This window comes from Streptomyces sp. CoH27, assembly GCF_020181035.1.
Taxonomy (GTDB): domain Bacteria; phylum Actinomycetota; class Actinomycetes; order Streptomycetales; family Streptomycetaceae; genus Streptomyces; species Streptomyces camelliae.
In genome coordinates this window covers 1-17,041 of the sequence record NZ_JAIQYY010000059.1, presented here as the reverse complement: position 1 = coordinate 17,041, position 17,041 = coordinate 1, and the positions used below count along the sequence as shown (strand labels likewise).

Below are 17,041 nucleotides of genomic sequence, written 5' to 3'. Positions count from 1 at the left end.
ACGCGGTACGCACACTTGTACCGCCCAGAGGGGACCGCCACGGCCCGTTGCCTCCCCTGATGCTGACGCTGACGGTGGCCACCGGTCTGGTCGACGCGGTGAGCTACCTGGCGCTCGGGCACGTCTTCGTCGCCAACATGACCGGCAACGTGGTGTTTCTCGGGTTCGCGCTGGTGGGCGCCGCGAACCTGTCGGCGCTCGCCTCGGTCGTCGCGCTGGCGGCGTTTCTCGTCGGCGCGCTCGCCGGGGGCAGGCTCGGCACCCGGTTCGCGACGCACCGCGGAAACCTGCTGAAGACGGCCACCGCCCTGCAGACGGTCCTGGTCGCCGTCACCGTGGCTGCCGCCGCGGTCACCGACGGCCGGGTCACCACGAGTGTCCAGTACGTATTGATCGTGTTCCTCGGGCTCGCCATGGGCTTGCAGAACGCGGTCGCCCGACGCCTCGGCGTACCGGACCTCACCACGACGGTACTCACCCTGACCCTGACCGGGCTGGCCGCGGACTCCACCCCCGCCGGCGGCGCGGCGCCGCGGCCCGGCCGCCGGATCCTGTCCGTGCTGGCGATGCTCCTCGGCGCCTTCGCCGGAGCCCAACTGGTTCTCCACGGCCACCTCGTGCTCACCCTGAGCCTGGCCCTGCTGCTCCTCGCCCTCACCTCCGTGACCACCCACCGCCTCTCGGCCGCCGACCCCGCCTGGACACGGTCACCGTCGTGAGCGAGGCACGGATGCAGCGCATGCGGCGTTATGGGCAAGATCCCGTATCCCGACTGTGGCGGTGGAGCATTCAGGAGCGAGGGCGTGGGGCGGGGGCGGCTCAGGCGCCGGTGCCCGCCTGGAAGACCGTCAGGTTCGCGGCGGAGGAGACAGGCACCGCACCGCCCGTCCAGTCCACCTTCAGGGACTCCTTCTCATCCGGCGGGGTGATCAGGATCCCCGTGGGCGTGGCCGTGCGGGCCCCGCTGACCTCGGGGTTGCCGAAGCTCAGTCCGGCCCAAGCGCTTTTGCCCGGCGGCAGCGTGATCTTCGTGGGGCTTCCGGAGCTGCGCTTGGGGTCCGGCCCCATCTGCTTGCCGGAGGCGTCCACGAAGGCGGCACCCGGGTAGCCGTCGATGGTGCATGTGCGCCCGGAGAAGTTGGTCACGACGAGGGGGAAATTCTCCTGCCCGGCACCCGGGTTGTTCTCGCCGACGTGTCCGCGCAGTTCGGACGCGTTGCAGCGAGTGCTTGCGGCGCCGTTCCCGGAGGCAGATGTGCCGACGGAGCCTTTCGACGAACCGGTGTCGGCGGAGGTCCCGCCCGTGTTCGTCGTGGTGCCGGCGGTACTCGAATCGTCACCGGAGGCCGACGGGGCCGTCCCGGACACGGTCTGCGGGGCACTGACGATGCCCTGGCCGCCGTCGCAGGCTGTGAGCAGGCTCAGGGCGGCTACCGCACCAAGCGCCGACACCACGTGTCGTGCTGTCAGGGAGATGGCCGTGCCGTGGGAGTCCGGGCTCGCCGTGCCACGCCGGAAGGTTGCCATGTCTGCTGTGCTCCTTGAAACGTACCGCCCGAGACGGGCGTGTGTGTAAACGGCGCAGTGTGCCCGTCATCCCCGTCCGATGCGCGTCGGTGTGGAAAAGTTCGCGCGTATCTCCGCGCACTGTGGGGGCCCGCACGTCATCGGGCTCCCCTGCGCGGCGATCCCGTCCACCGAGTCCTTCTCCGGCACCTTGCTACCTGCCCAGCAGGGAGAGCGAACGGCCGCTGCTTCCACCGCGCACCGCGATGAGTTCCGCCGCAAAGGACACGGCCGTCTCCTGCGGTGTCGATGCGCCCAGGTCGAGGCCTACGAGAGTGTGCAAATTCGCCACGGCCTCGGGGGACACGCCGGCCTCCGCGAGATCGCGGATCCTGCGTGCCCGGGTGTGCCGGGAGCCGAGCACACCCACGTAGGCCAGCGGCCGTCCCAGTGCCTCGGCGAGGACGGGAAGGTCGAACTTCGGGTCGTGCGTCATCACGCACACCACGGTGCTGCGATCGGTCTCCGCACGTGCCAGATACCTGTGGGGCCAGTCGACGACGATCTCGTGGGCGTGCGGGAAGCGCTCGGGTGTCGTGAAGGCGGAGCGGGCGTCGCACACCGTGACGTGGTACCCGAGGAACGCGCCGATCTCGCTCACGGCGGCGGCGTGGGCGCCGGCCCCGAACACCAGCAGCCGTGGCGGCGGGTCCCAGGCCTCGAACAGTACCCGCAACTCCCCCTGCCCGCCGATGCCGTAGCTCCGTACGGCGGTGTCGTCCTGGCTGAGCATCAGGCGCGCGTCGGCGAGCACGGCGAGGTCCAGATCGGCGCCGCCGGTGCTGCCCAGGTGCCCCTCCTTCCAGACGGCGACGGCACCGCCAGTCTGCCCGTCGAGTCCCGACATCACCCGCGCCACGACGACCGGACGCCTCGCCGCCCGGCCAGGTAAGCGGCGGCGAGGACCCGCGCCGTGTCGTCCTCCACGACCTGGACGAAGACGTCGATCTCGCCACCGCATGTCAGCCCGACCGCGAACGTGTCGTCGTCGGAGTATCCGAGGGAGACGAACCGCGGCTGTCCCGAGGCCAGCACCTCACGGGCCAGGTCGTACACGGTTCTGTCGACGCAGCCTCCCCACACGCTGCCGAGGACCGTGCCGTCGACGCGGACGCACAGTGCCGCTCCCGGTTTCAGTGGCGCGCCGCCCCGGACGGCGACGACGCTGGCGATGGCATAGGGGGCTCCGCTGGCCTGCCATTCCAGCAGACGGGGCGCCAGGTCTCGCATGAGGGTCTCCGATCTGCTGTCGTTCCGGCCGGCTGCCGTCGGCCCTACGAGCGTGTCATCGGCTGTGGACGTCTCCGCACGGTCATCCGTGCAGAGGGGAGCCATCGGCGTGGGTGCCGCAGAGCCGATGGGTAAGCACGGCGCGGTGGCTGCGCGCCCAGTTCAGGACGGCGGCCGCGACCGCGGATCCCACCATGGGGGCCAGCAGGTAGGCCCACAGGAAGCCGATCCGCCCGGAGACCAGAGCGGGCCCGAACTGGCGTGCCGGGTTTTCCGATCCTCCGGTGCTGGTGCCCAGCAGGGCGATCGCCGCGCAGATCAGGAAGCCGACCAGCCAGGGAACCGTGGGCGCCAGCTTCGGCGACTGCAGGAAGAGCCCGACGAGGTAGACGATGGCCCCCATGCTGACGGCCTCGGCCACGAACAGCCCGGCGGCGGACCAGCCGGGTCCGGGTTGCAGCGCGGCGTCCGCCACCGGCGGGTCACCGACCACGGGCCCCCACAGCGCGCGGGCGGTGAACACCCCGAGCACGGATCCGACGAGCTGAGCGGCGATGTACGGAAGGACCGACACACCCGGGAAGGCTCCGAGGCGCCACATGGCCAGGGATATCGCCGGGTTGATGTGCCCTCCCGAGATCCGCCCCGGTCGGCTGCGGACGAGCCCTACGAGGAGTAGGCCCACACACAGGCCGATGACCAGCAGTTTCAGGTAGATCTGCGGGATCGCGTCGGAGACCGGCGAGGGTCCGGCGATCCAGCGCACGATCGTGACCACGCCGAAGAGGAGCACCGACGTCAGGAGGCACTCAAGGGCACTGTGTACTGCGATCACCGCCGGACGGGGCGTGGCACCGGTCGGGTTGGGTGTTGCCCGTCGACTGGGTGGTGTGGCGGCTTCGGTCATGGGTCTTCGAGAGTTCCCTGAGAGCGACATGGGGGCGAAATGGAGTGTGCGGCTCTCCTGGCCCGGGAACGGCGCCTTGCCGGCGGACGCCTGGTTGGGAGGCAAGCACGGGATGGTGTGATCAGTACGGTAGAGCGGACATCCAACTGCCCGTTGTCCTTCAGCGCACCGACTGTTGCCCGGAAGCGGCCGCACGACCCGCGTTGTGGGCAGGCCGCTGGGTCGTGCCCGGTCGGTCAAGCCCCGGAACGCTGCGGGAACATCCGATGCCGCGCTCGTCGCCTACTTTTCCCTCGGTTTCATTCCCGACAGACCCGATGGAAGGGGAACGGCAGATGAAGAAGAGCAAGGCGACGGTGCGGTTGCTGCCGGCGTTACTGCTGGTGGCGGGCATTGGCGGATTCGCGGCACCGTCGTCGGCCGAGAGCCGGAACGCCGCTGCTGTGCTCTCCGATGCGACCACGGCGGTTGGTCCGCAGTACGACACGACGCACGTCTATGTCACCCCCGGCGCGATGGATGCGTTCGTCACCTGCTGGGAGGCGACCTTCGGTGGAACCAACACGGCCAAGGTGGTCACGCAGGTCACACCGACACCCAGCACGACCGCTTCGGAACTGGTTCTCTCACCTGTCGGCGCCCTGTCCGTCTTCGACTTCCGGACACCGGTCCCCTATCCGTTCGGTGCCGAACGCACCGGCTGGCTCATGAGCGACTTCGACAAGGGCGTCCGGCTGGCCCGGGCGAGCGGGGCGGCCCTCGTCGTCGCGCCCTTCGACGACCCCATCGGCCGGGACGCGGTCGTCCAGTTCCCGGGCGGCGTCAACGCCCAGCTGTACTGGCACACCAAGGCTCCGTCGTACGCGCCGTTGAAGACCGTGCCGGAGAACCGCATCTATCTGACGAGAGACTCGGCGCGGGCGTTCCTCACGTCGTACCTGCGGTTCACCGGCGGCCGGATCGTTTCCGACGACCAGGCCGCCGATGGCGGTCAGATCGGTACGCTCGACGAGACGTACCGCCGCATTACCATCAGTTCCCACTTCGGCGACACGGTTGTCAGCGTCACCGATGGGCATCTGCCGTACCCATTCGGCCGGGAGACCACCGGGTACGCGGTGAAGGACCTCACCTCGACCCTGCACAGGGCCGAGGTCGCAGGCGCGAAGGTGCTCTGGGGCCCGAACACCTCCCAGGGCCGCACCAGCGCGATGGTGCAGTTCCCCGGCGGCTACGTGGCCGAACTCCACCAGGGTGACGACCGCTGATCCTCGGCGGCATTCCCGGGCAGGACTCGCTCTCTGCCCGGGCTACTCGACGGTCGCCGCCTGGGGAGTGGACTTCAGCTGCAGGATGTGGGTGGCGGCGAAGGGCATCAAGTCGTCGTGCCGGTCCGGCAGGGCGATCACCAGGGCGCTGTCCCGCAGGGCGCGGCGCACGCCCGTCAGCATCCGCACCGCCGTACGGTCGTCGAGGCCGGCCGTCGGTTCGTCGAGCAGGAGGACCGCGGGTGCCCGCAGGACCGCTCGTGCGATCACGAGACGGCGTCGCTGGCCCTGCGAGAGCGCACCGCCCAGGGGGCCCGTCGGGGTGTCAAGGGGCAGTTGTTCCAGGGCCGCTGCCGCCAGCGCGGCCCGAAGCGTGTCGTCGTCCGCGCACGGGGCGGCCTGCCGGAGGTTGTCGGCGACGGTCGCGTCGGCGATCCAGTCCTCCGCTTCGACGAGGGTGAGTGAATCGGCGATCGTGTGGGCGGGCAGGGACTCGACAGGTACGCCGTCGAGCAGCACCGACCGGGGAGCAGCCGGGGAGATCCGTCCCGCCAGGGTCTCCAGCAGGGTGCTTTTCCCGCTGCCGTTGGGCCCGGTGACCATGACGACGCTGCCGGGCTCGATGACCGCGGACCACTGGGTGCGGGCGTCGCCGATACCCACGGGCACGTCGCGGGCCGCCAGGGTCCGTGCCGCGCCTGCGAGTGGCGACCTCGGCGGGGACGCGACCGACAGCTCGTCCGGGAGGGCGCGGTTCGCCAGGTCCGTCAGCCGCTGGGCGGCGTCGGCGGCCAGGCCGTGGTCGCGGAGCACCTGAGGGAGCGTCTCCAGCAGCTCGTACGCAGCCGCGACCAGCAGCACTTCGCCGATCGCGTCGGCAGCCGGCTGTGTGAAAACGGGACCGGACAGTGCCAGAACCAGGACTGCCGTCTGACCGGCCACGGCCAGCAGCCGCAGCAGCAGCCGGGACCGGCGCATCACCGACGCAGCCGCCGCCTCGGCACGCCGGGCCCGGCCGACCGCGTCCGCGACCTGATCGCGGACCAGATCGACCGCGTCCAGGCAGCGCAGCTCCGCAAGCGCGGAGCGTGCGCTGAGCAGCGCGGTGCGTGCTGCGGCCCACGCCCCTGCGGCCGTCTGCTGATGGCCGCGGGTCCGCCGCTCGGCGGTCACTGCCGTGGCTGTGGAGAGCGCGAGCAGCAGCAGTTCGGCCGCACCTGACGGTGGACTCGCCACCATGAGCAGCGAGACGACGACGGCGGCGGTCAGGCCGGTTCCGGCCAGCGGCGGGACGACCTGGCCGGCTGTCCCGCCCACCGCGCCGACGTCGCTGGTGAGCCGGGCCATCAGGGCGCCGTCACGGTGGTCGCGCAGTTCGCGTGCCGGGACCGTGGTCGCGGCGCGGACCAGCCGTGAGCGCAGCGAGACGGTCGCGCCGAGCAGGGCGCCATGGCTGACCAGACGCTCCGAGTAGCGCAGACCGGTGCGGCCCAGGGCCAGAGCGCGGACCGTCCCCGAGGGGTACATCCACGACCAGGTGGTGTTCGCCTGTGCGGTGACCACCGCACAGGAGGTCAGGAACCAGCCGGACACCCCGAGCAGACCGGCGGCGCACAGTTCGGCGATCCCTGCGAGCACCGCCGCCAACAGCAGCTGCCGACGGGTCCGTTGGTCCGCCGCTGTCCACAGCAGCCTGATCGCGGTCACAGTGTCTCCCCGATCCGGGACACCCGTCCCTGGTCCAACCGCACGATGTCGTCGGCGATGTCGAGCAGTGCCGGGCTGTGCGTCGTGAGCAGCACGGTGCGGGTGCGCGCGAGCGTCCGTATCGCGCCGATGACGCGGGCCTCACCGTCCGGGTCCAGATGGGCGGTGGGTTCGTCCAGGCACAGCAGCGGTGCGTCGCGGAGCAGCGCCCGGACCAGCACCAGTTGTTGCATCTGTCCGGAGGACAGTCCCCGCCCACGCTCCCCGACTCGGGTCCCCAGGCCCTGGGGAAGCGCGGCCAGCAGGTCCTCGAAGCCCAGTGCCGAGAACGCCGCGGTCAGCTGTGCGTCGCCGGCGTCGCGCCGGGCCAGCAGCAGGTTGTCACGCAGCGTGCCCGGGAGGAGATAGGAGGGCTGTCCGGCCCATGCCGTCGTGGCCGGCGAGGCTTGCAGGGTCGCGGAACCGATGGTGTGCAGGCACCACCCGCGGTCCGGTTCGCGCAGGCCTGCCGCCACAGAGAGCAGGGTTGTCTTTCCGGCGCCGCTGGGCCCGCTGACCGCCACGATCGAACCGGGCCGCACGGTCAGGGTGACGTTGTCCAGGGCCACCTCGTCACGACCCGGATACCGGACCGCCACCTTCTCCAGGATCACGCCGGCCGGGCTCGGCCGGCGTAAACGGCACGCGGCGGGCCCACGCGTCCGGCGCCCGCCGCCGCCGGTCGGTGTGACCGGAGCCCGATCGATGATCTCCGAGATCAGCTCGGCCGCCGCGGAGGCCTCGGCACGGGCGTGGTAACCGCGGGCAAGTTCCCGGGCGGGGGCGAAGTAGGCCGGGGTCAGGACGAGGACGAACAGGGCGGTGCCCAGGCTCATGGTGGAGGGGACCACCGGCAGGTCGAGATAGCCGAGCAGGGCGAGTCCGCAGTACGTGGCGACGACGGCCATGGCCACGGTGATGAGAAGCTCGATCCACGCGGTCGAGAGGAACGCCACACGCAGTACGGCCTGGGTGCGCCTGGCCAGTTCCCGGTCGGCTGCCTCGGTGGCGCGTACCGCTTCCTCTCCGGCTCCGAGGCCGACGAGCGTAGGCAGTCCGCGCAACTGGTCCAGCAGATGGGTGCTCAGCCTGCGGGTGGCGGTGAGCTGGGCGTGCACGGCGGCGCGGGTGCCCAGGCCGATCACCTTCAGGTTGAACGGCAACAGAGGGGTGGCCAGCACCAGCATCAGCGCGACGGCCCAACCGCCCACCAGGACAGCGGCCAGGATGATGCCGCTTCCCAGCAGCATCGCCCGCCGAGCCGGGACGTACGTCGTCAGCCATGGGCTCAGCCGGCCCACCTCGCTGTCCAGCGCCTCACCGAGAGCGGCGTCGGACACCTCCGCGGGGGGCGTGCCCGTGGATGGGAGTGCGGCCAGGAGCAGGCGGGCGCGAAGGTGGCCCTGGACGGCGGCCGCCGCGTCGTCGGCGACTCGGTCCGCCGCCGCCAGCAGGACCGCGCGCAGCACCAGGCCGGCGGCGACCAGAGCCGCGCCCGAGAGCACCGGAGCCAGGGCCACGCCCCCGTGCGGGGAGTGCAGTGCGGCCTCGGCCGCCCAGCCCAGCCCCGCCGCCCACATCACATGGCCCACAGCCGCCAGCCCGCGCAGGGTGCCGGATCGCCGGAAAGCGGGTTCGCCGACCGCCGCCCATTGGGTCAGCAGTTCCGCCGCCCGCTGCTGACCTTCGTCGTCCTGGCCGAGCCGGGCCAGTTGGCCGGGGATATCGGTCACGGTCACTGTTCGGCTGCCTGGAGGTCGAACTCGCCGGCAGCCGCCGAGCGGCGGTCGGACCAGATCCACACGGCGAGCGCGGTCACGGCGAACAGAGCGACACCGACCCGGTCGATCCACACCCGCACGCCCCCGAAGATGTCCTGCGAGACTGCGGCCACCGCGACGGCCAGGAGGGTCAGGAGCACGCGCCGGGCGACAACGACCGCCCATGGACGGTCGCTCGCCGGTGGTGACACCGGAGCGGACTGCTCGGCGGCAGCCGCGATGTCCGACGGGCTCGCCGCGTCCGGGTACGCCGGTGGCTGGGCGAACTTCCCGCGGAAGACCCACCACGCGTAGATGTTGTAGGTCAGGACGACCGGCATGGATCCGCCCACCCCGATGAGCAGGAACAGTTGCGACCCGTGCGGGCTGGCGGCCGCGTGCACGGTCAGGTCGGGCGGTACGACCACGGGCGTGGTGGCGGCGACGAGCGCGAGCAGGCCCACGGCCTCCGTACCGGCCACGGCGGCGAACGGACGCCAGTCGGGCCGACGGCCGAAGCCGTACCAGGCGATCGCCGCGCAGACCACGGCCACCGCCACCGCGAGGCCGAACAGGGTCGCGCGGAGCGGCTGGTCGAAGCGCAGGTGCTGCGGGTCGGCGAGCGGGAGCCCGAATCCCAGGACCAGACCGGCCACCGCGACCGCGAGGATCAGCGGTCGGCCCAGCCGGCCCGCTCGCTCGTGGGCGGTCCCCGTGGTCTTGTCCTGCAGCCATGCGGCACCCGCCAGCAGATAGACGGCCACAAATCCCAGGGCGCACAGCACGCTGTAGGGCGTCAGCCAGTCCCAGGTGCCCCCGGAGAACACCCCACCGCGGTGGGGCAGTCCGGACAGGACGCCACCGGCCACGAGGCCCTGGCACACAGTGACCACCAGTGATGAGATGCCGAAGACGAGGCCCCAGCCACGCCGGTAGCCGGGGGCGGCGCTCTGCAACTCGATGGCCGTGCCGCGCAGCACGATGGCGAGCAGCATGACGATGAGCGGCAGGTAGACGCCGGACAGCACGGTGGCGTAGACACCGGGCAGACCCGCCCACAGCACGACGCCCGCCAGGATCAGCCAACTCTCGTTGGCGTCCCAGGCGGTCGCGATCAGCTCGTTGTACTCCTTGCGCCGCTGGTCGCTGCGGTCGAACAGGCTCAGGATGCCGATGCCCAGGTCGTAGCCGTCGAGCAGGACGTAGGCGCCGAGTGCGAGCAGGACCAACGCGTATGACGCGAAATCAAGCATGGCTGGTCTCCGTGGGGTGGACGGCGGCGCTGGCGTCGGTCACCAGGTGCTCGGGGCCGGTGCGCACCGTGCGGACGATGTAGCGGATCCACAGCCCCAGCAGCAGCGCGTAGACGGCAACGAACCCGATGAGGCTCGCGATCGCCGCGCCGAGGGAGAGATGGGAGACGGCGTCACTGGTGCGGATCAGGCCGTAGACCACCCAGGGCTGCCGGCCGGTCTCCGCGGTGATCCAGCCGCCGCTGATGGCCACGACACCGGCGGGGGCCATCCATACCATCAGCCGGTGGAACCGCCGGGCCGTGTAAAGCCTTCCACGCAGCCGCAACACCACTCCGGCGAAGGCCATGCCGAACATCGCCAGGGCGGTGAAGTACATCGCACGGAAGCCGTAGAAGGCGGACCACATGTTGGGGCGCTCGTCCTTCGGTGTCTGCAGCAGTCCGGGGACGTTCGCCTTTCCGGACAGGTCCTTGCCGATGACGGCACCCAGGTGCGGTATCTCGACATGGAACGCGTTCTCGCCCTTGTTCGTGTCGGGCACCACGAGCAGGTTGTAGCCGTTGTTGTCGGTCTTCCAGTTGCCTTCGAAGGCCTCCAGCTTCGCGGGCTGGTGTACACCCATGAACGCGGCGGTCGCGTCGCCCACGTACAGCTGTACGGGCATCAGGATCGCGAGCGCTCCCAGGGCGATGGACAGGGTTCGGCGGGCGAAGGGCAGCGCTCGCTGCTTGACCAGGTACCAGGCGGCGATGCCGCCGATGAACCAACCGGCGCTGATCAGCACCGCGAGCAGGATGTGCGGGTACCGGTAGGCGAACGCCGGGTTGAACAGCACGTGCCACCAGTTGCTCGCCCGGAACTGGCCGTCGACCTCGGTGAACCCGGCGGGGTCCTGCATCCAGCTGTTGGCGGACAGGATCCACGTCGTGGACAGAAGGGTGCCGACGACGAGCATCCAGCAGGCCAGCGCCATGGTCCGGGGACGCACGCGGCCGTCGCCGTACAGCATGATGCCGATGAACCCGGCCTCCAGGAAGAAGGCCGTGATGACCTCCATCCCGATCGTGACACCGAGGATCGGGCCGACCGCGTGGGCGTATCGTCCCCAGTTGAGGCCGAACTCGAATGTCATGACGGTTCCGGCGACCACGCCGAGACCGAATCCGACCGCGAATATTTTCTTCCAGAAACGGAAGATCTGGAGGTACAGCGGATTCCCGGTCCTGAGGTGGGCCGTGTACATCACGGCCAGGAAGACCGAGAGTCCGACGGTCAGTGCGGGAAAACTCATGTGGAAGACGGCGGTGATGGCGAACTGCCATCGAGAGATCTCCACCACTGCGGGCGAGGCCACGGTGTTTCCTCTCGGTCGAACGAGTCCTGGGGGCACCGTAGGGCCAGTTGACGGGCGTCCTTTGCCTCCCGGCGCATCGCTGGTGTTCTGGCAGCGCAATGCGCACAATGCGGTGCGGCACGGTTCAATCCCGGCCCGAAAGCAGTGCGCTCATGGGCCATGGGCGGTGCGTTCTCGGTCAACCGGCTTTTGCCAGCCGCCCCTACGGTGTCCGTCGGCTGTGCCCGTACGGCGCCTGAGACATTGCCGGATGAAAGGTGTCCGCGTCCTCATTCCGGCATGGACTCCCATGAGCGCTGCACCGTCATCGAAAGACCGCCCAGGACCGGATTCGGCCTGGGCTCCGTTCGCCGCGCGTGTCTTTCGCGCACTGTGGATCGCGCAACTGGTCTCCAACATCGGCAGCTGGATGCAGACAGTCGGCGCCCAGTGGTTGTTGATCGGCCACGGCGCGGCGCTGGTGACACTCGTCCAGACCGCCTCCGGCCTCCCCGTCGTACTGCTGGCGCTGCCCTCGGGCGTGCTGGCCGACCGTTACGACCGCCGTACGGTGCTACTGGCCGCTCAGTTCGCGATGCTCGCCGTCTCTACCGGACTGGCGGTGCTGGCCTTCGTGGGCGCCCTCACCCCGGTGTTGCTGCTGGGCCTCACCTTCCTCCTCGGATGCGGAACCGCCCTGATGGGCCCGGCCTGGCAGGCGATCCAGCCGGAGCTCGTGGAACGTGGCCAGTTGGGTCAGGCGGCCGCGCTCGGCGCCGTGAACATGAACCTGGCCCGCGCCCTCGGCCCGGCCCTTGGCGGCGCGGTGGTCGCGGCAGCGGGGGCAGGCTGGGTCTTCGCCTTCAACGCCGCCTCCTACCTCGGCATCGCGGCGGTTCTCCTGCTGTGGCGGCGGCCGTCGGCTCAGGCGCCCGTGGTCCAGGGCGAGAAGCTCCTGACGGCCCTGCACGCCGGCCGCCGCTATGTGTGGTCCGCGCCCGGCGTCCGCCGAGTCCTGCTGCGGACCGTGCTGTTCATCCCCGGCGGCGCCGCCCTGTGGTCACTGCTTCCCCTGGTCGCGAGCCGCCGGCTGGGCCTGGGCTCGGGAGGCTACGGGCTACTGCTCGGCGCGGTCGGTGTCGGAGCAGTGGGCGGTGCCTTCGTGCAGCCCGCCGTCCGCCGCGCTCTCGGCGCGAACGGCATCCTCGCCGCTGGGGCCCTCGTCTTCGCCGGAGTGCTGGCGGTGCTCGCCACGGTCCGTATCCCCTGGCTCGCAGTGGTCGTGCTGCTGCCCGCCGGCCTGGCCTGGATCGGCGTGCTGTCCACCCTCAACGCGGCCCTCCAGACGCGGCTGCCCGGCTGGGTCAGAGCCCGGGCACTCGCCGTCTACCTCCTGGTCTTCCAGGGCGGGCAGTCGCTCACGGCACCGTTGTGGGGCGCGCTGGCCGGCACGCTGGGGCTGACCGTCTGCCTCTTGGCCGGCAGCGGTGTGCTGCTGGCCGGCGCGGTGAGTGTGCGCCGCTGGCCGCTGCACGGCACGGACGCCATCGACCCGACCCCGTCCGACCACTGGCCCGTACCACCCCTGGTGTTCGAGCCCGGACCGGCCGACGGCCCCGTGCTGGTCTCCGTCGCCTACCGGGTCGCCCCCGGCAGCAGGGCCGCCTTCACCGACTGCATGGACCATGTGGCCCGCTCACGTCGGCGCACAGGGGCCCTCACCTGGGGTCTTTACCAGGACGGCAACGATGCGGACCGGTTCATCGAGAACTACCTGGTCGCCTCGTGGTCGGAGCATCTCGCCCAGCACCACAGCCGGCTCACGGCGACCGACCGTCACTACGAGGAGCGGGCCCGCCGCCTGCTCGTCGAGGGCACAGCGCCGGAGGTGACCCATGCCTTCGATGCTGCCGCGGGCCCTGTGGTGCCCGAGACGGAGAAGTCGGCCGACGTGGCGTCCCGGGCGCTCGGGCCGGTTGACTGACTCTCAGTCCAGCCTGCCGGTGAGCTCGGCGAGGACGCGATCCATGTCGATGTGGAGACCCTCCGTCCCCGGGGGCACGAGCGAGAAGGTCTGCTGCAGGAACGCGGCGACGGCTGACGCCTTGATGTCGACGAGCGCCGCGCCGACGGCGGACCTCAGGACGATGCGCACAGAATCCGGATGGCAACGGTGCCGGGGAAGCACGTGCACGTCCCCGGTACCGGTGGGCCGGCGCAGGCCCTCCATGAGCAGCGAGCGAGCGAACACCCAGTCCACCGGTCTGGCCGCGGGTGCGCCGATGGAGAGTCGGACGGCGTAAGGGTCGGTCATGTCGTAGTGCAGCTCCGCGGGCAACGGAGTCGGCAGCTCCGCCGGGACACTGACGTGCACTGTCACCCTGCACATGATCGAGGGAAGAGGCTGTGTCATTTATTCCCCAACAACGGCTGCATGAGTGGATTTCCTGGGAAAGACCCTAAAATCCCGCCGCTGACGCAGCTTGTCGAAGAACGCATGAAAGGTGGCCCGAGAAAGAACGGAGCCGTTTCAGCGTCGATGAGCCGGGTGTCGCGCCATTCACAGGGGGACACCCCGCAGGCGGCCCGGAACACCCAGCTGAAATGCGCGGCACTGGTGACACCCCACCGGTGCGCCATCGTGGCGATCGTGGAGCCTTGCCTGAGGCCAGGGCCGACGGGGCGGCCAATTGATCGCCCGTGGGGTTCATCGTGACGAGCCGAAGTGGTGCTCGGCGTCCCTGGGCTCACCGGTCAGCGCGGTGGCGTGCAGCAGCAGGGTCATCCGGGTTGTGGCTGCGGCCTATGGCCGCGCGCACCACCGCTGGGCGGCTGTGGCGAGGCCGGCGATCGAGCGGGGGCCAGGAAGAGGTGCAGGGGCGTGCCGTCCTTTCCGAACAGTGAGGCGCTAAGGCCGGATCGCGCTGTCGAAGTCGCCGGCCGCTGCGGCGGCGGTACCGGCTGCCCGCAGCAGGCGTGCCTGTGTGGCGCGGTTCTCCTCCAGGCCGACCGCAGTCCAGGCCGGGTTCGCCGGAAGGCCGGACCGGCCTCCCGCGCGGGGCACTCAGGGGCAGCCGCAGAGCCTCGGCGCCGACGAAGATCCGGCGGGCTGCCCAAGCACATCGCTCGTCGGCTCGACACGCTCCTGGAGGCTCTCGCCTGCACGGATCAGCCCGGTCAGTTCGACCGGGCGACCGAGCGCCGGCGGCGTATCGAGCTGAGGGCGGAGCGGCTCGACTGGTTGCCTGGGGTACTCGCCTCACTCGGCCGGACGTTCGTCATCGAGCGGCCCGGTGAACGTCGTGGCCTCGTTGGCGCGTTCGCCGGTCGCCTCGCGTCCTACGCCCGCCAAGCCTGACGGCGAGGAACCATCACGCAGCCGTGCGCCGTTCGCTGGACAGGCCTTGAAGCTGCCAGTCGCGAGGCGCTATGCCGTAAGCGGCGCGGAAAACCCGGCTGAAATGGCTGGGGCTCACGAAACCCCAGCGTCGGGCGACGGTCGCCACCCCGAGTCCCAGAGCCGGGGACCGCAGAAGATCCCGGCGGCACCGCTCCAGTCGCTGCATCCGGATCCATTCCCCGACGGTGGTTCCCTCCGACTGGAACAACTTGTGCAGGTAGCGAACCGAAATGAAGTGGGCGGCGGCGATCGTGGTGGGTGACAGGTCCGGGTCGGAAAGGTTTTGCAGGATGTGGTCCTTCACTCGCACCATCATGGCCGCGGCGGTTTCGGGAGCCTGAGGCGTGAAGCGGCCGCGCCGCTCGTTGATGAACAGTGCCAGCAGGTCGAGCCCGGTGGCGACGAACTGACGGCCGACGAAGTCGTCGAAGCCCGCTGCTTCGCGCGCCAAGCGCGTGAAGTAGGTCGCCACCAGTGCGGCACTTCCGCCACGACCCGAGAACGCTGTCGCAGTCAATGCCTGCAGGTCTTCGTCCCGCACGCGAAGCTCCTTCCGGGGGAACTGAAAGGAGATGAAGCAGGCCTCGCCCTGCACTTTCTTTCTGAACACGCGAGACGAATCAGAAATGGAGAAATCTCCTGGCTCTATCAGGCACTCTCTCCCGTCCTGCTCCTTGACGGCGCTGCCTGTGTGCTGAAGCGTGAGGATAAGGAATTCCTTCCCGTCCCGGGCTATCAGGCGCTTGCTGCGCGTCACCTCTTGAGGCCCGGCCTGGACGTCCGACACCTGAGTGGCGCCCCATTGGTGGGTGACGATTCTTCCCGGCGACGGATCTTCCTCCAGGATATTGACATCGAGCGGTATGAACGCCTGGGACACCGCTTCATGCCAGCGCTCTATCCGGTCGGCTGCGGACAGCGCCGCAGTGGAAAGGACGATGGACATCTGGTGCCCCCTTGACATGCTGATCGACAGGCGGTTCGGATCCAGTCACCGGACAGCCCGATCACCGAAGAGGCGGTATGCCTTCCAGAACACCGTGCCAACCGGCCTGGGCCGGCACATCGCGTGAATCCGCTAGATCAGAACCCATCTTTGAACCTCGCGAAGCTCCACTGCCCGGAGAGCCAGATGCGCACCAAGCCGTACAACGAGGCGCAAGAACGAGATCATCAGAGTGCGGAACGTGAGCTCTTGTCCGTTTCGTGGTTGAGGTTGGGGAAGGACCGCTGGTCGCGGGTGGGGGATGGTCCTCAGGCATCGGGCGGGCGAACAAGCCGGGTTCGGATTCGGTGAGGACAGCTGACCAGGCGTTTCAGTTTGAAGCGGATGCCTTCGGTGTTCTTCGGGAGGATCGGCAGGTCGAGGGCCTGGGAGAGGTCGCGGGCGCGCATCGGCCGGCCCTCGTCGGCCAGGGCGGTGAGGATCTGCTGGTAGGCGGGGTGGTCCGGGATGTCGGGGCGGTCCGGCCTGTGGCGGGTGGGGGCATCGGGAGAATGAGGAGGGTCTTGCGGGTGATGCGTCACTGGCATGCTTGCATGCGACACGCTCAATAGATGCTGGCGGTGAACGGCCTTTCTGTGAAAGCTCCGGCGGGTGCTTGGCCTGGGCGTGGTTGACCTGATGCCGGGCCGTGTGGTCGGTCATGGCCTTGAAGGCCACCGCGGGGCGTCGCAGAAGGTCGGTCGCCACCTGGGCTGCGACCTGCTCGTCGGCGACCAGGTCGTGCACGGCCTCGATCTTCTCCTGCACCGTCTCGGGTCCCGGCCCGTGGTAGCCCACCCTGTGCCGGGCCGTCTCCGGCGTCCACCGCCGCTTGCCAGTCCGCACGTCCAGCGGCGGGTTCTTGATCGCTGCCCAGCGCTCCTCGCGATCTGAGATGGCGGCAAGTATCTGGTGGGTGCTGAAAGCCACCCCTGGGCACCGGTGCCGCTCGGGCCACCGGCTGGCCACCCACCGGTACTCCTTGATCGTGTTGTAGGGCACGTCGATGTCCTCCGACAGCCGGTGCAGCCACGCGGAGACCCCGAACAAGTCGTCCCCCACGGACCGGCCGCCGTGCTCCTGCATCGGGACAACTTCCAGCGCGCCGTCGCCGATGATGAACGAACTCTTCGACAACTTCTCAGCCGCCTCGCGCAGTCGTTCCACGATCTGCTCGTACCGGCCCACGCTGACGTTGCCGACCTTCTGCGTACTGGGCACCGCGCCCACCCCCTGCCAGGCCGGAGCACGGCCCCGTGACCGTAAAAGGGGAACTCCGGCCCGCCCGGTACTGGGCAGAATCCGCCCACCATCCCGCACCCGAAAGGCGTGCCACCACGGCGCGTGGAGCACCGGAAAGCTCTCCGCAAAGACCTCTGCCATACCGCTGAGACTCCACTGGCTGGAGGGCCCGATGGGCACCAGACCGTCCAGCGAGGCGCGAGAACGAGATCATCAGAGGTTCAAAGATAGGTTCTCAGGGGTGCCGGACCGAGATGCCCCTCACTTGACGGCTCCGCTGGTGGCACCGGCGGCGACGTAGCGCTGAGCGACGACGAGCAGGACGGCGGCGGGGACGGACGCCATGAC

General features: G+C 69.9%; 15 protein-coding genes and 1 pseudogene. 3 read left to right on the top strand and 13 right to left on the bottom strand.

The annotated features are described in order from the left end of the window. Positions 1–719 (top strand): YoaK family protein (locus tag LE548_RS43555; RefSeq protein WP_225102583.1); only part of this gene is annotated, 719 nt, incomplete at its 5' end. Positions 720–819: 100 nt separating this feature from the next. Here the strand turns inward: LE548_RS43555 and LE548_RS43550 are convergent. The 4 genes from LE548_RS43550 to LE548_RS43535 all read right to left on the bottom strand — a co-directional run bounded on the left by LE548_RS43550 (position 820) and on the right by LE548_RS43535 (position 3,631). Beyond that, positions 820–1,527 carry a DUF4232 domain-containing protein gene (locus LE548_RS43550; RefSeq protein ID WP_225102582.1) on the bottom strand — a complete coding sequence of 236 codons (708 nt, stop codon included), beginning with the start codon at positions 1,525–1,527 and terminating at the stop codon, positions 820–822. Between the two features lie 193 nt (positions 1,528–1,720). Next, a complete protein-coding gene (locus tag LE548_RS46310) occupies positions 1,721–2,413 on the bottom strand; it encodes an XdhC family protein (protein WP_308031148.1) in 693 nt (230 codons plus the stop codon). Further along, positions 2,413–2,796 carry an XdhC family protein gene (locus LE548_RS46305; protein WP_225102580.1) on the bottom strand — a complete coding sequence of 128 codons (384 nt, stop codon included), beginning with the start codon at positions 2,794–2,796 and terminating at the stop codon, positions 2,413–2,415. Before LE548_RS46305 ends, LE548_RS46310 begins: the two co-directional genes overlap by 1 nt. Before the next feature lie 82 nt (positions 2,797–2,878). Then, a complete protein-coding gene (locus tag LE548_RS43535) occupies positions 2,879–3,631 on the bottom strand; it encodes an MIP/aquaporin family protein (protein WP_225102579.1) in 753 nt (250 codons plus the stop codon). A gap of 407 nt (positions 3,632–4,038) precedes the next feature. Between LE548_RS43535 and LE548_RS43530 the strand changes: the two genes are divergently transcribed. After that, positions 4,039–4,971 carry a glyoxalase gene (locus LE548_RS43530; RefSeq protein WP_225102578.1) on the top strand — a complete coding sequence of 311 codons (933 nt, stop codon included), beginning with the start codon at positions 4,039–4,041 and terminating at the stop codon, positions 4,969–4,971. 42 nt (positions 4,972–5,013) lie between these two features. Here the strand turns inward: LE548_RS43530 and LE548_RS46300 are convergent, their stop codons facing one another. The 4 genes from LE548_RS46300 to LE548_RS43510 are packed head-to-tail and all read right to left on the bottom strand — an operon-like array spanning position 5,014 to position 11,087. Continuing rightward, entirely contained in the window at positions 5,014–6,678 is a 1,665-nt protein-coding gene (locus LE548_RS46300) for an ATP-binding cassette domain-containing protein (protein WP_225102577.1), read from the bottom strand. Then, complete coding sequence (locus LE548_RS43520; protein WP_225102576.1) at positions 6,675–8,456, bottom strand: ABC transporter ATP-binding protein/permease; 1,782 nt, start codon at positions 8,454–8,456, stop codon at positions 6,675–6,677. Before LE548_RS43520 ends, LE548_RS46300 begins: the two co-directional genes overlap by 4 nt. After that, positions 8,453–9,730: a cytochrome d ubiquinol oxidase subunit II gene (locus LE548_RS43515; protein WP_225102575.1), complete on the bottom strand. Its 1,278-nt coding sequence runs from the start codon at positions 9,728–9,730 to the stop codon at positions 8,453–8,455. Before LE548_RS43515 ends, LE548_RS43520 begins: the two co-directional genes overlap by 4 nt. Then, a complete protein-coding gene (locus LE548_RS43510; protein ID WP_225102574.1) occupies positions 9,723–11,087 on the bottom strand; it encodes a cytochrome ubiquinol oxidase subunit I in 1,365 nt (454 codons plus the stop codon). Before LE548_RS43510 ends, LE548_RS43515 begins: the two co-directional genes overlap by 8 nt. A 250-nt stretch (positions 11,088–11,337) precedes the next feature. On the opposite strand from LE548_RS43510, the gene LE548_RS43505 reads away from it, so the two are divergent. After that, positions 11,338–13,050 (top strand): MFS transporter, encoded by a 1,713-nt coding sequence (locus LE548_RS43505; protein ID WP_308031144.1) that lies wholly within the window; start codon positions 11,338–11,340, stop codon positions 13,048–13,050. 3 nt (positions 13,051–13,053) lie between these two features. Here LE548_RS43505 and LE548_RS43500 read toward each other — a convergent pair whose 3' ends face one another. The 5 genes and pseudogenes from LE548_RS43500 to LE548_RS46890 form a co-directional block, all read right to left on the bottom strand. Then, on the bottom strand, positions 13,054–13,455 hold the full coding sequence (locus LE548_RS43500) for an SsgA family sporulation/cell division regulator (protein WP_225102584.1): 402 nt from the start codon (positions 13,453–13,455) through the stop codon (positions 13,054–13,056). 20 nt (positions 13,456–13,475) lie between these two features. Beyond that, the gene (locus tag LE548_RS43495; protein WP_374116260.1) at positions 13,476–13,817 is read right to left on the bottom strand and encodes an AraC family transcriptional regulator; all 342 of its coding nucleotides are present in this window, start codon (positions 13,815–13,817) and stop codon (positions 13,476–13,478) included. Positions 13,818–14,437: 620 nt separating this feature from the next. After that, positions 14,438–15,412 (bottom strand): helix-turn-helix domain-containing protein, encoded by a 975-nt coding sequence (locus LE548_RS43485; RefSeq protein ID WP_225102572.1) that lies wholly within the window; start codon positions 15,410–15,412, stop codon positions 14,438–14,440. 308 nt (positions 15,413–15,720) lie between these two features. Continuing rightward, positions 15,721–16,014: a hypothetical protein gene (locus tag LE548_RS43480; RefSeq protein ID WP_225102585.1), complete on the bottom strand. Its 294-nt coding sequence runs from the start codon at positions 16,012–16,014 to the stop codon at positions 15,721–15,723. A gap of 82 nt (positions 16,015–16,096) precedes the next feature. After that, a pseudogene (locus LE548_RS46890) lies at positions 16,097–16,537 on the bottom strand (DUF6192 family protein); the annotation flags it as partial. Between the last annotated feature and the right edge of the window lie 504 nt (positions 16,538–17,041).

Coding starts and splice junctions, on each gene's coding strand:
- LE548_RS43550 (WP_225102582.1), bottom strand. CDS start 1,527: ATGGCAACCTTCCGGCGTGGCACGGCGAGCCCGGACTCCCACGGCACG.
- LE548_RS46310 (WP_308031148.1), bottom strand. CDS start 2,413: ATGTCGGGACTCGACGGGCAGACTGGCGGTGCCGTCGCCGTCTGGAAG.
- LE548_RS46305 (WP_225102580.1), bottom strand. CDS start 2,796: ATGCGAGACCTGGCGCCCCGTCTGCTGGAATGGCAGGCCAGCGGAGCC.
- LE548_RS43530 (WP_225102578.1), top strand. CDS start 4,039: ATGAAGAAGAGCAAGGCGACGGTGCGGTTGCTGCCGGCGTTACTGCTG.
- LE548_RS43515 (WP_225102575.1), bottom strand. CDS start 9,730: ATGCTTGATTTCGCGTCATACGCGTTGGTCCTGCTCGCACTCGGCGCC.
- LE548_RS43505 (WP_308031144.1), top strand. CDS start 11,338: ATGAAAGGTGTCCGCGTCCTCATTCCGGCATGGACTCCCATGAGCGCT.
- LE548_RS43500 (WP_225102584.1), bottom strand. CDS start 13,455: ATGTGCAGGGTGACAGTGCACGTCAGTGTCCCGGCGGAGCTGCCGACT.
- LE548_RS43485 (WP_225102572.1), bottom strand. CDS start 15,412: ATGTCCATCGTCCTTTCCACTGCGGCGCTGTCCGCAGCCGACCGGATA.